Annotated in this window: 17 protein-coding genes, 2 rRNA genes and 1 other RNA gene; 18 read left to right on the plus strand and 2 right to left on the minus strand. The window is 64.1% G+C overall.

Features of this window, described 5'->3' with window-relative positions:
• Positions 1-144 precede the first annotated feature (144 nt).
• The 3 genes from rrf (KYT87_RS03345) to KYT87_RS03355 all read left to right on the plus strand — a co-directional run bounded on the left by rrf (KYT87_RS03345) (position 145) and on the right by KYT87_RS03355 (position 1,151).
• Positions 145-257 (plus strand): 5S ribosomal RNA (gene rrf / locus KYT87_RS03345).
• Positions 258-443: 186 nt separating this feature from the next.
• Positions 444-556: ribosomal RNA gene (gene rrf, locus KYT87_RS03350) — 5S ribosomal RNA — on the plus strand.
• 175 nt (positions 557-731) lie between these two features.
• On the plus strand, positions 732-1,151 hold the full coding sequence (locus KYT87_RS03355; protein ID WP_046804327.1) for a membrane protein: 420 nt from the start codon (positions 732-734) through the stop codon (positions 1,149-1,151).
• Positions 1,152-1,525: 374 nt separating this feature from the next.
• Here the strand turns inward: KYT87_RS03355 and KYT87_RS03360 are convergent, their stop codons facing one another.
• Positions 1,526-1,804, minus strand: coding sequence for an SWIB/MDM2 domain-containing protein (locus KYT87_RS03360; RefSeq protein ID WP_006217453.1), 279 nt, complete (start codon positions 1,802-1,804; stop codon positions 1,526-1,528).
• 147 nt (positions 1,805-1,951) lie between these two features.
• On the opposite strand from KYT87_RS03360, the gene KYT87_RS03365 reads away from it, so the two are divergent.
• Together KYT87_RS03365 and pyrC are read left to right on the plus strand one after the other, a co-directional pair.
• Entirely contained in the window at positions 1,952-3,145 is a 1,194-nt protein-coding gene (locus tag KYT87_RS03365) for a M20 aminoacylase family protein (RefSeq protein WP_046804326.1), read from the plus strand.
• A 12-nt stretch (positions 3,146-3,157) separates the two neighbouring features.
• A complete protein-coding gene (gene pyrC, locus KYT87_RS03370; protein ID WP_104143376.1) occupies positions 3,158-4,222 on the plus strand; it encodes a dihydroorotase in 1,065 nt (354 codons plus the stop codon).
• Positions 4,223-4,391: 169 nt separating this feature from the next.
• Here pyrC and KYT87_RS03375 read toward each other — a convergent pair whose 3' ends face one another.
• A complete protein-coding gene (locus KYT87_RS03375) occupies positions 4,392-6,218 on the minus strand; it encodes an ATP-binding cassette domain-containing protein (protein WP_219991691.1) in 1,827 nt (608 codons plus the stop codon).
• A 132-nt stretch (positions 6,219-6,350) separates the two neighbouring features.
• Between KYT87_RS03375 and rnpB the strand changes: the two genes are divergently transcribed.
• The 13 genes from rnpB (at position 6,351) to KYT87_RS03440 (ending at position 21,654) form a co-directional block, all read left to right on the plus strand.
• Positions 6,351-6,756, plus strand: an RNA gene (rnpB, locus tag KYT87_RS03380) — RNase P RNA component class A.
• A gap of 353 nt (positions 6,757-7,109) precedes the next feature.
• Complete coding sequence (gene mraZ, locus KYT87_RS03385) at positions 7,110-7,538, plus strand: division/cell wall cluster transcriptional repressor MraZ (RefSeq protein ID WP_006226256.1); 429 nt, start codon at positions 7,110-7,112, stop codon at positions 7,536-7,538.
• An 8-nt stretch (positions 7,539-7,546) separates the two neighbouring features.
• Entirely contained in the window at positions 7,547-8,644 is a 1,098-nt protein-coding gene (rsmH, locus tag KYT87_RS03390) for a 16S rRNA (cytosine(1402)-N(4))-methyltransferase RsmH (RefSeq protein ID WP_219991692.1), read from the plus strand.
• On the plus strand, positions 8,644-8,934 hold the full coding sequence (gene ftsL, locus KYT87_RS03395) for a cell division protein FtsL (RefSeq protein WP_219991693.1): 291 nt from the start codon (positions 8,644-8,646) through the stop codon (positions 8,932-8,934). Before rsmH ends, ftsL begins: the two co-directional genes overlap by 1 nt.
• Positions 8,931-10,661 (plus strand): penicillin-binding protein 2, encoded by a 1,731-nt coding sequence (locus tag KYT87_RS03400; protein WP_046804322.1) that lies wholly within the window; start codon positions 8,931-8,933, stop codon positions 10,659-10,661. Before ftsL ends, KYT87_RS03400 begins: the two co-directional genes overlap by 4 nt.
• Positions 10,658-13,516 carry a bifunctional UDP-N-acetylmuramoyl-L-alanyl-D-glutamate--2,6-diaminopimelate ligase MurE/UDP-N-acetylmuramoyl-tripeptide--D-alanyl-D-alanine ligase MurF gene (gene murF / locus KYT87_RS03405; protein WP_219991694.1) on the plus strand — a complete coding sequence of 953 codons (2,859 nt, stop codon included), beginning with the start codon at positions 10,658-10,660 and terminating at the stop codon, positions 13,514-13,516. The genes KYT87_RS03400 and murF overlap by 4 nt, the downstream gene beginning before the upstream one ends.
• Entirely contained in the window at positions 13,506-14,675 is a 1,170-nt protein-coding gene (gene mraY, locus KYT87_RS03410; protein WP_046804320.1) for a phospho-N-acetylmuramoyl-pentapeptide-transferase, read from the plus strand. The genes murF and mraY overlap by 11 nt, the downstream gene beginning before the upstream one ends.
• Positions 14,672-16,204 (plus strand): UDP-N-acetylmuramoyl-L-alanine--D-glutamate ligase, encoded by a 1,533-nt coding sequence (gene murD / locus KYT87_RS03415; RefSeq protein WP_219991695.1) that lies wholly within the window; start codon positions 14,672-14,674, stop codon positions 16,202-16,204. Before mraY ends, murD begins: the two co-directional genes overlap by 4 nt.
• Positions 16,201-17,394 carry a putative lipid II flippase FtsW gene (gene ftsW / locus KYT87_RS03420; RefSeq protein ID WP_046804318.1) on the plus strand — a complete coding sequence of 398 codons (1,194 nt, stop codon included), beginning with the start codon at positions 16,201-16,203 and terminating at the stop codon, positions 17,392-17,394. Before murD ends, ftsW begins: the two co-directional genes overlap by 4 nt.
• Complete coding sequence (murG, locus tag KYT87_RS03425; RefSeq protein ID WP_219991696.1) at positions 17,391-18,467, plus strand: undecaprenyldiphospho-muramoylpentapeptide beta-N-acetylglucosaminyltransferase; 1,077 nt, start codon at positions 17,391-17,393, stop codon at positions 18,465-18,467. The genes ftsW and murG overlap by 4 nt, the downstream gene beginning before the upstream one ends.
• On the plus strand, positions 18,464-19,870 hold the full coding sequence (gene murC, locus KYT87_RS03430) for a UDP-N-acetylmuramate--L-alanine ligase (RefSeq protein WP_046804316.1): 1,407 nt from the start codon (positions 18,464-18,466) through the stop codon (positions 19,868-19,870). Before murG ends, murC begins: the two co-directional genes overlap by 4 nt.
• Positions 19,867-20,817 carry a D-alanine--D-alanine ligase gene (locus tag KYT87_RS03435; RefSeq protein ID WP_219991697.1) on the plus strand — a complete coding sequence of 317 codons (951 nt, stop codon included), beginning with the start codon at positions 19,867-19,869 and terminating at the stop codon, positions 20,815-20,817. Before murC ends, KYT87_RS03435 begins: the two co-directional genes overlap by 4 nt.
• Before the next feature lie 12 nt (positions 20,818-20,829).
• The gene (locus KYT87_RS03440; RefSeq protein ID WP_046804314.1) at positions 20,830-21,654 is read left to right on the plus strand and encodes a cell division protein FtsQ/DivIB; all 825 of its coding nucleotides are present in this window, start codon (positions 20,830-20,832) and stop codon (positions 21,652-21,654) included.
• Positions 21,655-21,657: the final 3 nt, after the last annotated feature.

Below are 21,657 nucleotides of genomic sequence, written 5' to 3' on the forward strand. Positions count from 1 at the left end.
ATCTGGCTGCACCGTCAGCAGCCAGCCAACACCAATTACGACCCCCTGTGCATGATCATCGAGCGAGCCTCTGATCATTCACACGTTGTGTTTCTTCCAAGATTGGAGCCGTTGCGCTAACCCGCAGCCGCTCAACCAGTTACGCCTGACGACCATAGCAAGGTGGTACCACTCCTTCCCATCCCGAACAGGACAGTGAAACGCCTTCGCGCCGATGATAGTGGACGGACGTCTGTGAAAGTAGGTCATCGTCAGGCTTTTATTGCGCAAAACCCCACAGGTAATCCTGTGGGGTTTTGTTTTTGTATAAGTGAGAACGCCGTCAAGCGTGATGACAGCTACTAGGCGTCACATCACGAATGTGATTAGATGTTCATGCAGTGCCAGGCAGTACACAAAGATTCGAGAGGTTGACGCTCAAGGCAACCACTCAAGCAGTTACGCTTGACGACCATAGCAAGGTGGTACCACTCCTTCCCATCCCGAACAGGACAGTGAAACGCCTTCGCGCCGATGATAGTGGACGGACGTCTGTGAAAGTAGGTCATCGTCAAGCTCTTATCCCTCAAAGCCCCGCCGTTCACGGTGGGGCTTTGTCTTTGGCGATAACAGTTCGAACTCAGGCTCAAAATGAGCTCGCAAATGAACGTCCAATTGATGCCGCAACGGCGCTATCAATCACGCTGCAAGCCGCGCCAATGCTGAATGTGCCGAAATAACAACGCCCGTGGATGGGTGGGTATTGTGCGGTAAGATTGTCCGAGTCAATTCGTTGGAGCGTTATCGTGAGTGATCCCCAGACCCCCGTGCCCGGCACAACGTTGGACCTGCGCACGCTGACCCATGTGGCATACGGTTTATTCGCCCTGGGATTTCTGACAAGTGGAATTCTGGGCATTGCGACATTGGCGGCCGTGGTGCTGATGTACCTGAAACGCTCTGACGCCGCCGGCACGGTTTACGCTGGCCACTTCGATTGGATGTTGCGTACGTTCTGGTGGGCGATGCTGTGGCTGGCGATCAGCGCCATCGCGGTGTACATCTTCATCGGCTGGATCAGCTTGATCGCGACGGTCGTGTGGGTGCTGTATCGCTTGATCAAAGGCTGGCTGGCGCTGTTGGAAGGCAGCTCACCGACTCCCTACGCCTGATTGGGAAAAAGCGTCTTGTAGGTGCTTAGAAGGCCGGCAGAGATGCCGGCTTTTTTACGTCCACGAATTGGCTGTGATCGCGATGCCCTCGCAAAGACGCGTCGCGCGGAGACAGGCGTTAAGCGCGTCCCGACGCAGGGGCTTGGACGCACACACGAGCAGACACAACGTCGCGTCAAATGGGGCGCAAACAGGGCGATCCGAAAGTGCTGGGGCGGTATGGGGATTGAGCTTCGCCGCATCCACAGAACGTGGATTTGGGATGGTGCGCCGAAGATGGCGCAGCTGAACAGAGGGTTGGCTAGCCCGGCGAAAAGCCAGGGCGTCGCGACAATCCAGGAGGCAGGGACGTACGGGGTACGCCCTTTGCCTGCTTACTTCAGATGTGCGTTGACCAGTTTGGTCAGTTCGAACATCGTGACCTGATCTTTGCCAAAGATCGGGCGCAGCTTGGCATCGGCGTTGATGTTGCGCTTGTTGCTGGCATCTTGCAGGTTGTGCTTCTTGATGTATTCCCAGATCTTCTTGGTGACCTCGGTACGCGGCACGGCTTCCGAGCCGATGACAGCGGCCAACTCGGCGCTGGGGGTCAGGGGCTTCATGAATGCAGCGTTCGGCTTGCGCGCGGTCGCGGGTTTGGAGGTTGTGGCCATAATGCGGCGCTCCTTCTCTGGCTGTTGGAAAAATTGTCCTGCGGCCGGAGCATAACGTGTCTCTCTGGTAAAGACAAAGGCATTTATCCTCTGTAGCAACTAAAATATACGCACCGTCCCCTCTATCACGCCATTCTGTAACCTCCTATGTACGCACGATCTGCCTTGGAATCAATTCGACTTTTTCATGACGAGTTGACTGCGCTGCGACGCGATTTGCATGCCCACCCCGAACTGGGTTTCGAAGAGGTGCGAACCTCCGGGATCGTCGCCGGCGCGTTGGAAGCGTTGGGCATCGAAGTGCATCGGGGGATAGGCAAGACGGGCGTGGTCGGCGTGATACGTGGCCGCCGCTGCGACAGCGGCCGCATGATCGGGCTGCGCGCGGACATGGACGCCTTGCCGATGACCGAGGACAACGACTTCGGCCATAAGTCCACCAAACCTGGCTTGATGCACGGATGCGGTCATGACGGGCACACGGCGGTGCTGATCGGTGCCGCCAAATACCTGGCTCAGACGCGCAATTTTGACGGTACGGCGGTCTTGATTTTCCAACCCGCCGAGGAAGGCCGAGGTGGTGCGCGCGCGATGCTGGAGGATGGCCTTTTCGACACGTTTCCGTGTGATGCCATCTATGCCCTGCACAACTGGCCCGGCTTGCGGCCAGGTACCATCGGCATCAACCCTGGGCCGATGATGGCGGCGGCAGATCGTTTTGAGATCCAGATCACCGGGCGCGGCGGCCATGGCGCGCATCCTTATCAAACCATTGATCCGGTAACCATCGCCGGCCAGATCATCACGGCGCTCCAGACGATCGTATCGCGCAACGTGAACCCGCTGGATTCCGCCGTGGTGTCGATCGGGTCGATGCAGGCGGGCCATCCCGGCGCCATGAGCGTCATCCCGCGCGAAGCCAAGTTGGTGGGCACTGTGCGTACGTTTCGCAAGTCGGTCCAGGAAATGGTCGAGACTCGCATGCGAGAGCTGGTCACCGCAATCGCCAACGCGTTCGGCGGGACCGCTGAACTGATCTACGAACGCATCTATCCCGCCACCTTGAACACGCCGCAGCATGCGAACCTGGTGGCCGACATCGCCACCGAGATGATCGGCAAAGAAAACGTGGTGCGCGATCTGGTGCCGTCGATGGGCTCCGAAGATTTCTCGTTCATGTTGCAGAGCAAGCCAGGTGCATACTTCCGCCTGGGCCAAGGCGGCGCCGAGTCGGGCTGCGTGCTGCACAACTCTCATTTTGATTTCAACGATGCGGTCATTCCCCTGGGCAGCGCGATGTTCGCCGCGCTGGCAGAACGGGGCATGCCGCTGGCAGATTAAGAAGCCTCTTCCATGTCTACTCAAAGCACGACTCAGCTTACTATCACCCGCCCTGATGATTGGCACCTGCATCTGCGCGATGGCGCGGCGCTGGAAGCCGTGGTGGCCGACACCGCGCGCCAGTTTGCGCGAGCCATCATCATGCCGAATCTGAAGCCGCCGGTGACCACCACCGAGCAGGCGCTGGCGTACCGGGATCGCATCCTTCAAGCGTTGCGCAAGGCGGGTGGCAACGCCGACGCGTTCACTCCGCTGATGACGCTTTATCTGACGGACAACACCTCAGCCGAAGAGATCCGCAACGCGCATGCATCCGGTCAGGTCTACGCGGTGAAGCTCTATCCCGCAGGTGCGACGACCAACTCGGACGCCGGCGTGACTGACTTGTTGGGCAAGTGCACGCAGGCCCTGGAAGCATTGGAAAAATGCGGAATGCCGCTGCTCGTGCACGGCGAGGTGACGGATCCTGCTATCGACGTATTCGACCGCGAAGCCATTTTTGTCGAACGCGTCATGAAACCCTTGCGCCGCGCATTCCCGGCCTTGAAGGTCGTGTTCGAACACATCACGACGAAAGAAGGCGCCGAATATGTGCGTGATGCTGAAGGGCCGACGGCCGCGACGATCACCCCTCAGCACATGCTCTACAACCGCAACGCGATCTTCCAAGGTGGCGTGCGCCCGCATTGGTATTGCCTGCCAATCCTGAAGCGCGAAACGCACCGCCTTGCCCTGGTCGAGGCCGCCACCAGCGGCAGCCCCCGGTTTTTCCTGGGCACGGATAGCGCGCCGCACGCCCGCGGCTTGAAGGAACACGCCTGCGGCTGTGCGGGTTGCTACACCGCGCTGCACGCGATGGAGCTGTATGCGACCGCGTTTGATGCCGTGGGCAAGCTGGACAAGCTGGAAGGCTTTGCAAGCTTCCATGGTCCCGATTTTTATGGTCTGCCGCGCAATACCGGCACGCTGACGCTGGTGCGCGAAACGTATCAGGTGCCCGAAGAACTGGCATTCGGCAACACGACGCTGGTGCCGTTGGCGGCGGGCGAGGCGCTGGCTTGGCGCGCTCACGCTTGAGCGGCACGGGGCGCGCTCGGGCGCGGCCACTAACGTGAATCGGGGTGATTGGCATGTTGCCGATCACCCCGATTTTTTGCTGTGTCGCGGGCGGTCAATAGGCCGATATAGATGTGCCTATATATAGATGACCAAAATATAAGCTGCCGAAAAAAGGCGTGCCGGCGTTTTACAGCGTGCCGTCGCGGCGTGCTTCCAGCAATTCCCAACGCGCGAACTTTTCTTCAAGCTCGCCTTCCAGCTTGGCCAGTTCGCCGTTGATGCGCTCGACTTCCGCCGGCGCGTCGCGGTAGAGGCTGCCGTCCGCCAACTTGCCGGCCAGTTCCGCCTGCTGCGCCTCCAGCGCGGCGATGGCATCGGGAAGGCCTTCAAGCTCGCGCAAGTCCCATGCATTGATCTTGCTGGCCTTGGCCGGCTTGGCACGGGCCACTTTGGCGCGCGCGGCGCTTTCGTCAGCAGGCTTGGCGGTGGCTTCCACATCGGCTTCCACTGCGGCAGGCGCGGGCCGCTGCGCCACCCATTCATCGTATCCGCCGACGTAATCGCGCCAGTGTCCGTCGCCTTCGTAGGCGATGGTCTGCGTGACAACGTTGTTCAAAAACGCCCGGTCGTGGCTGACCAGCAGCACGGTGCCGGCATATTCCTGCAACAGCTCTTCCAGGAGCTCAAGCGTTTCGATGTCCAGGTCGTTGGTGGGTTCGTCCAGCACCAGCACGTTGGCAGGGCGGGCGAACAGGCGCGCCAACAGCAAGCGGGCGCGTTCGCCGCCGGACAGGCTGCGCACGGGCGAGCCGGCGCGGGCGGGCGAGAACAGGAAGTCGCCCAGATAAGTCATCACGTGTTTGCGGGTGCCGCCGATTTCAACCCATTCGCTGCCCGGGCTGATGATGTCCACCAGCGACGCGTTTTCATCCAGCTGCGCGCGCATCTGGTCGAAATACGCGACGGCCACATTGGTACCCATTCGCGTCGTGCCGCTGTCGGGCTGCATCTCGCCCAGGATGAGCTTGAGCAGCGTGGTCTTGCCGGCGCCGTTGGGCCCGATGATGCCGATGCGGTCGCCGCGCAGGATGGTGGTGGAGTAGTCGTTCACGACCACCTTGTCGCCGAAGGTCTTGCCGACATGCTCAAGCTCGGCAACCAGCTTGCCCGAACGTTGGCCTTCAGCCAATGCCAACGAGACGTCGCCAATACGTTCACGACGTTCAGCGCGCTGGACCCGCAGGCTTTCCAGGCGGCGCACGCGGCCTTCATTGCGCGTACGGCGGGCCTCGACACCCTTGCGGATCCAGACTTCTTCCTGCGCAAGCAGCTTGTCGAAGCGGGCCTGTTCCAGGCGTTCCGATTCCAGCCATTGGGCCTTGCGTTCCTGCCACTGCGAGAAGTTGCCGGGAAAGCTCAGCAGGCGGCCGCGGTCCAGTTCGACGATGCGGGTGGTGACGGCGTCCAGAAAGCGCCGGTCGTGGGTGATGATGACGGCGGCGCCGCGCCAGCCGCGGAGCATCTCTTCCAGCCAGGCAATGCCTTCGAAGTCCAGATGGTTGGTGGGTTCGTCCAGCAGCAGAAGGTCGGGTTCTTCAACCAGGGCGCGCGCCAGGGCGACGCGCTTGCGCGTGCCGCCCGACAAGCCCGCGATCTGCACGTCAGCGGGCAAGCCCAGCTTTTCCAGCATGGCGCGCACGCGAGAAGGGCGTTGCCAGTCTTCATGGTCGCCTTCCACGTTGCAGACCACGTCGAACACCGTGGCGTTTTCGTCCAGCTCGGGTTCCTGTTCGACGGTGGCCACGCGCAATCCCGAGCTGCGGGCGATGTCGCCGTCGTCGGGCAGCGTGCGGCCGTCCAACAGCCTGAGCAGCGACGACTTGCCGGCGCCATTGCGGCCAATCAGGCCGATGCGCTCGCCGGCCTGAATGGCGAAGTCGGCATGGTCCAGCAACGGGTGGTGGCCATAGGCCAGCTGAATGTCGGTCAGGGTGATGAGGGTAGCGAGGGCCATGTAGTCGGTCTTTTCTGCGGCTTCTAAGCGGATCAACGCGTATTGTCGCAGGAACCTCGGCAAGCCGTTGAATGGGCCAAGACCGGGGCGTGTCGGGGACAGTGCCGCTACCTGTAATAGAATACGAACCGCAAGACGGGTCGGGCGATCGCGGTGGATGCGAATCCATCGAGGAAGGTCCGGACTCCACAGGGCAGGATAACGGCTAACGGCCGTCCGGCCGCGTCCTCGGGCGCGGTTGAGGAATAGGGCCACAGAGACGAGACTGGGAAGCGGGCGCGCTTTGCGCGCACAGGTACGGCCATCTCCGTATCGCGTCGTTCGGCAACGAATGGCGGCGTCTCAGGGTGAAACGCGGCAACCTCTATCCGGAGCAACATCAAATAGGCATGCGTGCGGCCCTCGGGTCGCGAAGGGCGGCTCCGTCCAAGCATGCGGGTAGATGGCTAGAGCGGCTCAGCAATGATCCGCGCAGAGGAATGATCGTCCGCCAGGGCAACCTGGTGTACAGAATCCGGCCTATAGACCCGTCTTGCATCGAATATTCCCACTCGCGCGGCGCCGGGCATCAATGCCTGGCCGCGCGGCATGCGCCGGCGATTTTTTCCCGGCGCCAAAATGGGGCGTTCGGCGGGAAGCCTCGCCAACCGGTGCAAAGGGCGCGGCGTAAAACAATGCAAAGGCATCGTTAGCCGCTACTTCTGACGAAGGACTTTTAGTGTGTGCCGCAACCTCCTGATAAATCAGGAGGTTTTTCTTTTTGCGGTTTTACATATTGGCCTAAGTCCTTGTTGTGATTGAAAAAATTGCAACCACTCGCTTGACCGCCCCATTGCCATACCGTAGAGTGGGAAATAGTAGGAAATTGTGCAATTAAGTGGGGTAAAAGTGGTGTTTCAGGGAAGCAGCGCACTCACGCTGGATGCGAAGGGGCGGATCTCGATTCCGACCCGGCATCGTGACGCGCTCATGTCGCAGGCCGATGGCCGGCTGACCCTGACCCGCCACCCTGACGGCTGCTTGCTGGTGTACCCGCGGCCTGAATGGGAAAAGAAGCGCGAGCAGATCGCCGCTTTTCCCATGACGGCTCGTGCGTTGCAGCGGCTGTTGCTGGGCAACGCTCAGGATGTCGAACTGGATGGCTCCGGCCGGGTCCTGATCGCTCCTGAACTGCGCAACGCTTCCGGTATGACGCGCGATGTGATGCTGCTCGGTCTGGGCGCGCACTTCGAGCTGTGGGACGCCGCTACTCTGGCCAGCCGCGAGGCGGAAGACTTGGCCAAGGGTATGCCGGATGTGTTGAACCAGTTTTCGTTCTGAAAAATTTTATGGAATTCGAACATCGGCCCGTTCTGCTGGAGCCGACGGTGGACGCACTACTGCTGCCAGACTTTGGCGGCAAAGGCGCGACACGGTCGCACTCCCAGGCCGAGCCGGATACGGCTACGCGGGCGGAATGCGGCGTGTTTGTCGACGGCACTTTCGGCCGCGGCGGGCACAGTCGCGAACTGCTTGGGCGCTTGGGCAAGTCCGCGCGGTTGGTGGTGTTCGACAAGGACCCCGAGGCGATCGCGGTAGCCAATGCGTTGGCGGCTGCGGACCCGCGGGTCACGGTAGTACATGGCGGCTTTGCCACCATGGCAGAAGAATTGCAGCAGCTCGGCATCGACAAGGTCGATGGCGTGATGCTGGATCTGGGCGTGTCGTCGCCTCAGATCGATGACGCCGAGCGCGGCTTCTCGTTCATGCGAGACGGCCCGCTCGATATGCGGATGGACACCACTCGTGGTCCCACGGTGGCGGAATGGCTGGCGCAAGCCAGTGTGGATGAGATGCGGGAGGTCATAGCGGATTATGGCGAAGAACGGTTTGCTTTTCAGGTTGCAAAGGCGATTGCTGCTCGCCGCGCAACAAGGCCGCTGTGCACCACGCTCGAGCTTGCCGAGTGCGTCGCCAGCGCCGTCCGCACGCGCGAAAAGGGGCAGCATCCGGCCACACGCACCTTTCAAGCTTTACGGATTTACATCAATCGGGAACTCGAAGAGCTCGCGCGCACCCTCGCGGCAGCTCTAGACCTGCTCGCCCCGGGAGGGAGGTTGGCGGTGATCAGCTTTCATTCGCTTGAAGACCGCATGGTCAAGCAGTGCATCGTGGCGGCGGCTCGGCCGGCCGCCGCGCATGCACGCCTGCCGCTGCGCGAAAGCGAGATGCCCCAGCCTATCCTCCGTTCACTGGGAAGGGTCCAGGCCGAAGACGACGAAGTCTCCGGCAATGCCCGCGCCCGCTCTGCCGTCTTGCGGGTTGCCGAACGCACCGAAACACCGCTGCCCCCCGAGGGCGGTTTTGCGTTTGTGAAGATCGGCTCCTTGCCTGGCAGCGAGCTGGCTCCGCCGCCTCGCCGCGGTGGCAAAGGGGGGCGGCGCTGATGGGTCGTGTCAACCTGATCGTTGCGGCGCTACTGATGCTGTCGGCCATTTCCCTGGTCACCAGCCGGTATCAGTCGCGCCAGCTTTTTGTTGAGCTGGGACGCGATCAGGCGCAGGCGCGCGACCTGGAAACCAACTGGCGCCGCTTGCAGCTTGAGCGCGCCGAGCTCGCCCGCAATGCGCGGGTGGACGCCATTGCACGCGACGCCCTGAAGATGATCTCCATCGTCCCGGACCGTACGCTGTATGTAAATCAGGCGTCCGGCGCTGCCACCGGAGGCGCGCAATGAAACGCGTTCCCTTCTTCGATAACCCTGTATTGCGCGGGCAACTGCCCACGTGGCGCGCGCGCCTGGTGCTGATACTGCTGTTTGGCGGTTTCACGGTGCTGGCCGGGCGCGCCTTGTTCTTGCAGGGTTTGTCGACGGAGTTCCTGCAGCAGCAGGGCGAACGCCGCTACGAACGCACGCTGACGCTGGCCGCCACGCGCGGCAAGATCATGGACCGCAACGGCGCGGTGCTGGCCTCCAGTGTGCCGGCGCGCGCCATCTGGGCAATCCCGGAAGACGCCAAGCAAGGCACGCCCGCGCAAATGGATGCGCTGGCCAAGTTGCTGGAAACGCCCGTGGCCGACCTGCGCCATCGCCTGGTCGACGAAGACAAGAATTTCGTCTACTTGAAGCGCCAGGTCGCAATGGACGTGGCCGACAAGATCAAGCAGCTGAACATGCCGGGCATTCATCAGCAGCCCGAAACGCGCCGCTACTATCCCGACGGCGACGTCATGGCCCATGTGGTTGGTTTCAACAGCGTTGAAGATCAGGGCCAGGAAGGGGTTGAGCTCACGTTCAACCAGCAATTGCAGGGCCGCCCAGGCAGCCGCCGCGTCATCAAGGACCGGCTGGGCCGCGTTATCGAGGACGTGCAGGCCGTGACGTTGCCCGTTGATGGCCGCGACCTGCGCCTGTCGATCGATACCCGCTTGCAGTACCTGGTATTCAAGGAATTAAAGGACGCCATGGAAAAGCACCAGGCCAAGGGCGCTACCGCCGTGGTCGTGGACGTGCATACCGGCGAAATCCTGGCGTTGGCTAACGTGCCGACGTTTGACCCGAACAAGCGTGAAACCTTTCATGGTTCCAAGCTGCGCAACCAGGCCATTACCGATACGTTCGAACCCGGTTCGATCATGAAGCCGTTCACGGCCGCCTTGGCGCTGGACCTGGGCCGCATCACGACGTCGACCCTGTTCGAAACGGGCAACGGCCGCTTCACCTATCAAGGCAGCACGATCAGCGACGTCAGCCGCAACGGCACGCTGGACGTTGCCGGGGTGTTGCGCAAGTCCAGCAACATCGGCATGACCATGATTTCCGAGAAGCTGGAATCCCGCGAGATGTGGGACCGCTTCACCGAATTAGGCTTGGGCCAGGCCCCTCAAGTGGGATTCCCCGGCGCAGCGCCCGGCCGTTTGCGTCCCTGGGACCGTTGGCGCCTGATCGAAAAGGCCACCATGGCCTACGGCTACGGCCTGTCCGTGTCGCTGCTGCAAGTGGCGCGCGCTTACACCGTCTTCGCCCGTAACGGCGACATGGTGTCGCTGACGCTGGTCAAGCGCGACAGCGACCCGACCAGCGTCAAGATCTACACGCCCAAGACCACCGCCATGGTGCGCGCGATGCTCGAAGCCGCCGCCGGCCCCGAAGGCACCAAGGCAGCCCAGGTGCAGGGCTATCGCGTGGCCGGCAAGAGCGGCACCGCTCGCAAGATCGTCGACGGCAAATACAGCATGCAGCGCTATCGCAGCTCGTACGTGGGTTTTGCGCCAGTGTCCGATCCGAAGATCGTCGTGGCCGTGTCCATCGACGAGCCCACGGTTGGCGGTTATTACGGCGGCGCCATCGCCGCGCCGGTGTTCTCCCACATCGTGGGCGGAAGCCTCCGGTTGATGGGGGTGCGGCCCGACGCGCCTTTCGAATCCACGATTGTTGCTGGTCTCAAGGAGCCAGGCAGATGAGCGCCAATGGCTTCCTCTCTACCCCTGTCGCCACGGTTGCTGAAACCGTGGCGTGGTTGCATGCGCGCGTCTCGTTGACGGCGCATCTGAAACTGGACTCGCGCGATATCGAGCCGGGCGACGTGTTCGTTGCCTGCCCGGGCCTGACCAGCGACGGACGTCTCTATATAGATAAGGCATTGGCGCTTGGCGCCAGCGCCGTCTTGTTCGACGCGCCCGCCACCGAAGCGCTTCAGAACGCCGCGTCGGGCACGCCGATGCTGCCGGTGACGGGGCTGCGCGCCTTGCTGGGCGAATTGGCCGACACCTGGTACGGCCGCCCGTCGGCCGCGCTGGCCGTGGTGGCCGTGACGGGCACCAACGGCAAGACCTCGTCGGTGCAATGGATTGCGCACGCGCTCAGCCGCAACGACAAGCCTTGCGGCACCATCGGTACCTTGGGCGCCGTGCTGCCGGACGGCCGCACGCTGGGCGGCGACCTGACCACGCCCGACGTCCTGACCGTGCACCGCACGCTGGCCGCGATGCGCGATGCCGGCGCCCAGGCCGTGGCCATGGAAGCGTCGTCAATTGGTATCGAGCAAGGCCGCCTGGACGGTGTGCGCGTGGCGCTGGCCGCCTTCACCAACCTGACGCGCGACCATCTTGACTATCACGGCACGATGGAACGCTACGAAGCCGCCAAGGCGCGTTTGTTCCAATGGCCTGGCTTGACCGCCGCCGTCGTCAATGCCGACGACGAAGCCGGTCGCCGCCTGCTGGCAAGCCTGCCGCAAGGCATGGCCACGATGGGCTACAGCCTGAGCGATTCGCCCGACATCCCCGCTGCGATGCGCGCGCGGGATTTGCAGGCCACATCGCAGGGCCAGATCTTTACGTTGGTGTCCCCGCACGGCGAGGCCCAGATCGTGACGCGCCTGCTGGGCGCGCACAACGTGTCGAACCTGCTGTTGGTGGCCGGCGTGCTGTACAAGCTGGGCCTGCCGTTTGCACAGATCGCGCGCGAATTGGCCGCGACGGACCCGGTTGACGGGCGCTTGCAGACCGTGGAGCCGATAGCGGTGTCGCCCCAGTCTTCCGCTGGCCGGGGCGCGCTGGTGGTGGTGGACTACGCGCACACGCCGGATGCCTTGTCGCGCGCATTGACCGCGCTGCGCCCCGTGGCCGTCGCCCGGTCCGGCCGCTTGATCTGCCTGTTTGGTTGCGGCGGCGAGCGCGATCCGGGCAAGCGCCCGGAAATGGGCCGTATCGCCGCGCAGCTGGCTGACCGCGTTGTGGTGTCCAGCGACAATCCGCGCACCGAATCCCCGCAAGCCATCGTCGACCAGATCCTGGCCGGCATCCCGGACGCGGCGCACGCCGACGCCCAGGTTGATCGCGCGCGCGCCATCATGCAGACCATCTGGTCCGCCTCGCCAGACGATGTCGTGCTGCTGGCGGGCAAGGGCCATGAAACGTACCAGGACGTCGGCGGCGAAAAACTGCCCTTTGATGACCGCGAGTGGGCGCGCCTGTCGCTGCTGCTGCCGCAGGTCAAGGGCGTGTCCACGGATACCCGCCGCATCGGCTCGGGCGAGTTGTTCGTGGCGCTGGTCGGCGAGAACTTCGACGCGCATAACTATCTGGACCAGGCCGAAGGCCGCGGCGCCTGCGCGGCCGTCGTGGCGCACGCGGTGCCCGACGCCCGGCTGCCGCAATTGGTGCTGGGCGATACTCGCATTGCGCTGATGCGCGTCGGTGCCGCGTGGCGCGCGCAGTTCACGCTGCCCGTGGTGGCGGTGACCGGCAGCAACGGCAAGACGACCACCAAGGAAATGATCTCGGCGATGTTGGCCGAATGGCAGGGCGAGTCGGGCCGTTTGGCCACCGCCGGCAATTTGAACAACGACATCGGCGTGCCGCTGACGCTGCTGCGCCTGCGCGCCGAGCATCGCGCCGCGGTGTTTGAACTGGGCATGAACCACCCGGGCGAAATCGCACAGTTGGCCGACATGGCCGCGCCCACGGTCGCGCTGGTGACCAACGCACAGCGCGAACACCAGGAATTCATGCACACCGTGGAAGCGGTGGCGCACGAAAACGGCGCTGCCATCGCTGCGTTGCCGGATGACGGCGTTGCCGTGTATCCCGGCGACGAACCCTATTGCGCCATTTGGGACGCGCTGGCCGAACCGCGCCGCGTGTTGCGCTTCGGCTTGCAGCCCGGGCTGGACGTCTACGCCGAGCAGATCCTTGCCGATGTGGGCTCGACCCGTTGCCGCGTTGTGACGCCGGTGGGCGTTGCGGACCTGGTCTTGCCCGTGCCCGGCTTGCACAACCTGCGCAATGCGCTGGCCGCCATCGCCAGCGCCATCGCGGCAGGCGCGCCGCTGGACGTTGCCGTGCGCGCGCTGGCGGGCTTTGCGCCGGTGGCCGGCCGCATGCAGCACAAACAATTAAGCGACGGAACGTTGCTGATCGATGACACCTACAATGCCAACCCCGATTCGGTTCGCGTGGCCATCGACGTGCTGGCGCGAATCGCCGGCACGCGTGTCCTGGTGTTGGGCGACATGGGTGAAATCGGGGACAACGGCCCCGCCTTGCACGCCGAGGCGGGCCACTATGCGCGCGAGCAAGGGCTTGACGCGTTGATCACGCTGGGCGATGCCAGCCGGGCGGCCGCGGCCGCATACGGACCCGGCGCGCAAGCGTGCACATCGGTAGACGAAGTGGTGGCCGCCTTGCGCGGCTTGCGCCCGTCCAGCGTATTGATAAAGGGATCGCGCTTTATGCGCATGGAGCGGGTAGTGAAGGCTTTTTCCACGAACGACGAACAGACGGCCAAGGCGCAGGGAGAGCAGCATGCTGCTTGAGCTAGCCCGTCTGCTTTCCGATGATGTGCGCGCCCTGGGCGTGTTCGAATACATCACGTTGCGCGCCGTGCTGGCGTGCGCGACGGCGTTGCTGATCGGCCTGGTGGCCGGTCCGCGTGTGATTCGCAAGTTGACCGAAATGAAGATCGGCCAGGCCGTGCGCGCCTATGGCCCGGAAACGCATCTGGTCAAGACCGGCACCCCCACGATGGGCGGCGTGCTGATCCTGATTTCCATCGCCATCAGCACCTTGCTGTGGGCCGACTGGACCAACCGCTTCGTGTGGGTGGTGCTGCTTGTCACGTTCGGCTTCGGCTGGATCGGCTGGATGGACGACTACCGCAAGGTTGTCTATCGCGATCCCGAAGGCATGCCCGCGCGCCAAAAATTCTTCTGGCAGGCCACCATCGGCATGGTGGCCGCGGTGTACCTGGCGTTTGCCGTGTCGGCGCCCGCCAACACCGACCTGTGGCCCTTGTTCAAGGCCTGGGTGGGTAGCGGCTTCACGATGTCGCTGCCCACGCGTGCCGACTTGATCGTGCCGTTCTTCAAGTCCGTCAGCTATCCGCTGGGCGTGCTGGGGTTCGTGGCGCTGACCTGGGCCGTGATTGTCGGCACCAGCAATGCCGTGAACCTGACTGACGGCCTGGATGGCCTGGCCATCATGCCCACCGTGATGGTGGGCAGCGCGCTGGGCATCTTCGCCTACGTGGTCGGGCGCGTCGACTATTCCAAATACCTGCTGTTCCCCTACATACCCGGTGCGTCCGAACTCATGGTGCTGTGCGCGGCGATAGGGGGCGCGGGACTCGCCTTTTTATGGTTCAACGCGTATCCGGCCCAGGTCTTCATGGGCGACGTCGGCGCGCTTGCCCTGGGCGGCGCGCTGGGCACCATCGCGGTCATCGTGCGCCAGGAAATCGTGCTGTTCATCATGGGCGGCGTGTTCGTGGTGGAAACGCTCTCGGTGATGATCCAGGTGACGTGGTTCAAGTACACCAAGCGACGTTATGGAACAGGTCGACGCATATTCCGCATGGCCCCGCTGCATCATCACTTTGAAGTGGGCGGCTGGAAAGAAACCCAGGTGGTCGTGCGTTTCTGGATCATCAGCATGATGCTGGTGCTGATTGGCCTCTCAACCCTGAAGTTGCGATGAATACGATGGAAACCTCCCGCGCTGACGCGCCGCTTGTCCTGATCCTCGGATTGGGCGAGACGGGTGTCGCCGCCGCACGCTGGTGCGCCCGCCTGGGCGCCCGCTTGCGTGTGGCCGACACGCGCGCTGAACCGGGTGGCCTTGCCGCGCTGCAAGAGGCGCTGGCGCAAAGTGATGTGCAGTACCAGCTGGGATGCGATGCGTCGTTTGATCCGGCGCTGCTGGATGGCGTGACGCAAATCGTCCTCAGCCCCGGCCTGGCGCCCACGCAAGTACCCGCCGCCGATCTGCTGCGCGAGGCCGAGGCCCGCGGCATCGAGGTGGTTGGTGAAATCGAACTCTTTGCCCGCGCGTTGGCCGATCTGGCCGAAACGCGCGAATACCGTCCGCGCCTGTTGACCGTAACCGGCACCAACGGCAAGACCACCGTTACTGCTCTGACGCGCGACTTGATCGACGCCAGCGGCCTGTCGGTGGTGGCCGCCGGAAACATCAGTCCGGCCGCGCTGACCGCGCTGATGGACGCGCTGGACAACGATGCGCTGCCGCAGGTGTGGGTGCTGGAGCTGTCCAGCTTCCAACTGGAAACGACGCGCTCGCTGATGGCCGACGCCGCCGTCGTGCTGAACGTAACGCAAGACCACCTGGACTGGCATGGCGGCATGGAATCCTACGCCGCTGCCAAGGCCCGCATTCTGAAGATGGCGCGTATCGCCATCGTCAACCGTGATGACCCGCTTACCGTGGCCATGGTGCCCACCGTGAACGCGCTAAACGTGCGCAGCTTTGGCCGCGACATGCCCGAGCTGGTCGGCGACATGGGTCTTGAACTCGGGCAGGGCGTGGCTTGGCTGGTTGCCTGCGAGCCCAGCGATTTCGACGAACCCGCACCGCCCACGCGCCGCAAGAAAGACGCGCCCGAACCCGTGCGTGCCAATGGCCGCAAAAGCCGCCTGATGCCCGTGGATGCGTTGCGCATTCGGGGCATCCACAACGCCTTGAACGCGCTGGCCGCCTTGCAACTGGCCCGCTGCCTGGACCTGGGCTGGGGCGCCATGCTGCGTACCCTGCGCGAATACGCGGGCGAACCGCATCGCGCATCTTTCGTGCGTCAGATCGACGGTGTGGACTACATCAACGACAGCAAGGGCACCAACGTCGGTGCCACGGTGGCCGCGCTGGAAGGCCTGGGCCAACCAGTCGTGCTGATCGCCGGCGGGCAAGGCAAGGGCCAGGACTTTTCTCCGCTGATTCCCGTGGTGTCGCGCCATGCGCGCGCCGTCATGCTGATCGGCGTGGACGGCCCCGAGATCGGCCGTGTGCTGGCGCCCACCGGTGTCAACTGCATCACTGTTGATTCGCTGCATGCCGCCGTGCGCGGCGCGGCTGAATTGGCGCAGCCGGGCGACGCCGTGTTGCTGTCGCCCGCTTGCGCCAGCCTGGACATGTTCCGCAATTATCCGCACCGTGGGCAAGTGTTCATGGAAGAGGTCGAAGACCTGGCCCGCGATCGCGGAGAAGTGGCATGAGCCTGATCGCCGATCTCACCGCCAGCGTCAATGCCGTACGGCCCGGCCGTACCAAGATGCGCAACTTCGATCTGCCGCTGGTCATCGCGGCGTCGACCTTGTTGCTGCTGGGCTTGCTGATGGTGTATTCGGCGTCGATCGCGCTGGCCGATGGCCCGCGCTATGCGTCCTATGGCCGCTACTACTTCGTGATCCGCCATGGCCTGTTCGTCAGCGCCGGCCTGGTTGCGGGCGCGGTCGTTCTGGCCATCCCGATTCGGGTCTGGCAGCGCATGGCGGTGCCGCTGTTCGTGGTGGCGATGGTGCTGCTGGTAGCAGTGCTGATCCCCGGCATCGGCCGCGAAGTCAACGGCGCGCACCGCTGGATCCCGCTGGGTCCGCTGAATTTCCAGCCGTCTGAATTGATGAAGCTGGCGGCCCTGCTTTACGCCGCCGACTACACGGTGCGCAAGCAGGAACACATGCAGGCGTTTGCGCGCGGCTTTCTGCCGATGGCGTTTGCGCTGGCGGGCGTGGGCATGCTGCTGCTGCTTGAGCCCGACCTGGGCGCCTTCATGGTGATCGTGGCCATTGCCATCGGCATCCTGTTTTTGGGCGGCATCAACGGCAAGTACTTCAGCAGCCTGTTGGGCGTGCTGGTCAGCACCTTCCTGATGTTGATCTGGCTGTCGCCGTGGCGCCGTGCGCGTTTGTTCGCGTACCTGGACCCCTGGAACGAAGACAACGCCTACGGCAGCGCCTATCAGCTGTCGCACTCGTTGATTGCCCTGGGCCGTGGCGAATGGCTGGGCGTGGGTCTGGGCGCCAGTGTTGAAAAACTGCATTACCTGCCCGAAGCGCACACCGACTTCCTGATGGCGGTAGTGGGCGAAGAGCTGGGCTTTGCCGGCGTCATGCTGGTGATCACGCTGTTCGCCATCATCGTCTACCGCGGTTTCGATATCGGACGCCAGGCCATCGCCATGGAACGCACGTTCGCGGGTCTGGTGGCGCATGGCGTGGCGATGTGGTTCGGCGTGCAGTCCTTCATCAACATGGGCGTGTGCCTGGGCTTGCTGCCCACCAAGGGCCTGACCTTGCCGCTGATGAGCTACGGCGGTTCGGGCGTGGTGATGAATCTGTGCGCACTGGCCATGCTGATCCGGGTCGACGTGGAAAATCGCGTGATGATGCGTGGGGGACGGGTATGACCGCCGCGCGCACCATCCTGATCATGGCCGGCGGCACCGGCGGCCACATCATGCCCGGCCTGGCCGTGGCTGATGTGCTGCGCGCGCGTGGCTGGCGCGTGATGTGGTTGGGCAACCCCGACAAGATGGAAGGCAAGCTCGTGCCGCCGCGCGGTATTGAACTGGTGCCGCTGCGCTTTCAAGGCGTGCGTGGCAAGGGCGCGTCCGCGCTGCTGAAACTGCCGTTCCTGCTGCTGCGCGCCTTTGCGCAAGCCTGGTCGCGTCTGGCGGACGTGCGTCCCGACGTGGTGCTGGGCATGGGCGGCTACGTGGCGTTCCCCGGGGGCGTGATCGCGGCCCTGCGCGGCACGCCGCTGGTGGTGCACGAACAGAATGCCGTTGCCGGCACCGCGAACAAGTGCCTGGCAAAGATGTCGCGCCGCGTGCTCAGCGGGTTCCCGGGCGTGCTGCCCAAGGGCGAGGCGATGGGCAACCCGGTGCGCGCCGACCTGTGCGCATTGCCCGACCCGGCCGTGCGTTACGCCAGCCGCTCCGGTCGGCTGCGCCTGCTTGTGGTGGGCGGAAGCCTGGGCGCGCAGGCGCTGAACATTGCCGTGCCGCAGGCGCTGGCGCGCTTGCCGCAAGAGCGCCGCCCGGTCGTTGTCCATCAGGCCGGCGAACAACATTTACCCGCGCTGCAACAAGCCTACGCCCAGGCGGGCGTGCAGGCCGACTGCCGCGCGTTCATCGAAGACATGGCGGGCGCCATGGGCGATGCCGACCTGCTGATCTGCCGCGCGGGCGCCATGACGGTGTCCGAAGTGGCTGCCGCGGGCGTCGCCGCCCTGTTCGTGCCACTGCCGCATGCCATCGATGACCACCAGACCGCCAATGCGCGCTTTTTGAGCGATGCAGAGGCCGCTTGGCTACAGCCACAATCCGCCCTGACGCCCGAGTGGCTGGCGGACTGGCTGGCCCAGCGTTCCCGACAAGAACTCCAGGCCGTCGCAGGCCGTGCGCGCGCGCATGCGCAGCCGGAAGCCGCGGCCCATATCGCCGATGTCTGCGAACAAGCAGCGGGGCGTTCATCATGAAACACAGAATTCAACATATCCATTTCGTGGGCATCGGCGGCTCGGGCATGAGCGGCATTGCCGAGGTCCTGCTCAACCTGGGCTACACGATCAGCGGTTCCGACCTGAACGAATCGGCGGTCACGCGCCGTCTGGCCGGTCTGGGCGTGAAGATCGCCATCGGCCATGTGGCCAGCAACGTCACTGGCGCGGCCGCCATCGTCACGTCCACCGCGGTGGCGGGCGACAACCCCGAGGTCATCGCTGCGCGCGCTGCGCGTATCCCGGTGGTGCCGCGCGCCATCATGCTGGCCGAGCTGATGCGCCTGAAGCGCGGCATCGCCGTGGCGGGCACGCATGGCAAGACCACCACCACCAGCCTGGTCGCCAGCGTGCTTGCCGCCGGCGACCTGGACCCCACCTTCGTGATCGGTGGCCGCTTGAATTCGGCCGGCGCCAACGCGCGGTTGGGGCAGGGCGACTACATCGTTGTCGAAGCGGATGAGTCCGACGCGTCGTTCCTGAATCTGCTGCCGGTGATGGCCATCGTGACCAACATCGACGCCGACCACATGGACACCTATGGGCACGATGTGGCGCGCCTGAAAAGCGCGTTCATCGAATTCACGCAGCGACTGCCGTTCTACGGCAGCGCCGTGCTGTGCTCGGATGACGCCAATGTGCGCGAGATCATGCCCTTCGTGTCGCGCCCGATCACCACCTACGGCTTGAACGAAGACGCGCAGGTGCGCGCTTATGAAGTGCAGCCGTCCGGCACGCGCATGCGCTTTAACGTGCAGCGCACGCATCGCGACACGCTGCTGCCGCCGTTGCAGGTGGAACTGAACCTGCCAGGCCTGCATAACGTGCGCAACGCGCTGGCCGCGATTGCCGTCGCAACCGAGCTGGGCGTGTCCGATGACGCCATCCGCGATTCGCTGGCCGCCTTCAAGGGCGTGGGCCGCCGTTTCACCCAGACGGGCGAATTTCCGGTGCCGGCCAGCCATGGCGGCGGCACCTTCACGGTGATTGATGACTACGGCCATCACCCCGTGGAAATGGCCGCCACGCTGGCCGCCGCGCGCGGCGCCTGGCCCGATCGCCGCATCGTGCTGGCCTTTCAGCCGCACCGCTACACGCGTACGCGGGATTGCTTTGAAGATTTTGTACGGGTGCTGGGCACGGCCGACGCCGTGTTGCTGACCGAGGTCTACGCCGCCGGCGAGCCGCCGCTGGTGGCCGCCGACGGCCGTGCGCTGTCGCGCGCGTTGCGGGTGGCGGGCAAGGTCGAGCCAGTGTTCGTCGAAGACGTGGCTGAACTGCCGCAGGCTGTGGTCGACTTCGTGCGCAACGGCGACGTCGTGATCGTGATGGGAGCGGGTTCGATCAGCAAGGTCCCCGCCCAAGTAGGAGAACTGGCATGAGCGCGCAATTCGGCAAAGTGGGTGTGTTGTACGGCGGACGCTCCGCTGAACGCGACGTGTCGCTGATGTCTGGCAAGGGCGTGCAGCAGGCGCTGGCCAGCGCCGGCGTGGACGCGCACCTGTTCGACACGGGCGAGCGCAGCCTGGCTGAGCTGGCCGCCGAAGGTTTTGACCGTGTCTTCATCGCGCTGCATGGCCGCTACGGCGAAGACGGCACGATCCAGGGCGCGCTGGAATTGCTGGGCATTCCGTACACGGGCAGCGGCCCGATGGCATCCGCCCTGGCCATGGACAAGACCATGACCAAGCGCGTGTGGCTGCAAAACGGCCTGCCCACGCCCGAATTCGAAGTGTTGGACGCCGACACGGAACTTCGCCTGGTGCCGGACCGTCTGAGCCTGCCGCTGATCGTCAAGCCGCCGCATGAAGGGTCGACCGTGGGCATCACCAAGGTCGTGGGCTATTCCGACATGAAAGAAGCCTATGCCGCCGCCGCGCGTTTTGACAGCGAGGTGCTGGCCGAACAATTCATCACCGGCCGCGAGCTGACGGTGGCAGTGCTTGGTTCGGGCAAGGGCGCGCGCGCGCTGCCCGTCATCGAGATCGCCGCACCCGGTGGCAACTACGACTACGAACACAAGTATTTCTCGGACGACACGCAGTACTTCTGCCCGGCAACGCTGCCGGACGGCGTGGCTGAAGAAGTCGCCGCAATTGCCGTTAAGGCCTATCAGGCGCTGGGCTGCGAAGGCTGGGGCCGCGCCGACTTCATCCTCGACCGCGACAACCGGCCGTGGCTGCTTGAAATGAATACCTCGCCTGGCATGACCAGCCATTCTTTGGTGCCGATGGCCGCGAAGGCCGTAGGGATCAGCTACGCCGAACTCTGCGTGGCGATTTTGTCCGAGGCCTCGTGCAAAGTGCACAGCGCCCCGCGTAACGCTTGACCTGGATAATCCGTGTGGAACGACGCTCGCACTACCAACCTGATCGCCAACACGCTAGCCGTGCTGGCGGTTTGCGCCATGCTGATCGCGGGCGTGGTCTGGGTAGCGCAACGCCCGTTCTTCACGCTGACGGCCATCGAGCTGGAATCGATGCCGGACACCGAATTGCACTACGTGTCGCCGCAAGCGGTGCGCTCGGCCATCGCGGGTCGCTTCAAGGGCAACTTCTTCACGGTGGACCTGGACGACGCGCGCGAGATCTTCGAATCCGTGCCGTGGGTACGCCATGCCACCGTGCGCCGCATCTGGCCCAACGTGCTGCGCGTGCGGATCGAGGAACAGCAGCCCTTGGCGCTGTGGAACGAAAACCAGATGATCAACACCTGGGGCGAAGCGTTCACGGCCAACACGGGCGAGGTGGACGACGAAACCGTGCTGCCGCAGTTCTCGGGCCCCGAGGGCACGGAATCGCTGGTGGTGCAGCGCTACGCCGAATTGGCGCGGTGGTTCGCGCCGCTGGACATGCATGTCAAACAGTTGGAGCTGAGCCCGCGCTATGCCTGGCGGGTGGTGCTGTCCAACGGCATGCTGCTGGACCTGGGCCGCGACCCGGGCGCCGACGCGCCGGACCCGCATGGCCTGCCCGGCGCCTTGCCGTTCGCGGCTCGTATTCAACGCTTTGTGCAGGCGTGGCCCGTCGTGTCGGGGCGCCTGGAAGGGCGCACCATCACGCAGGCCGACCTGCGCTATCCGAATGGTTTCGCCCTGGCGCTGGCTCCGTTGCCCGCGTCGGAAACCAAATCCAAATCCACACCGAAACCTCCCAAGAAACGCTAACGC

Origin of the sequence: Achromobacter sp. ES-001 (assembly GCF_019448355.1) — a bacterium.
In the GTDB taxonomy this organism is placed as follows: domain Bacteria; phylum Pseudomonadota; class Gammaproteobacteria; order Burkholderiales; family Burkholderiaceae_B; genus Achromobacter; species Achromobacter spanius_B.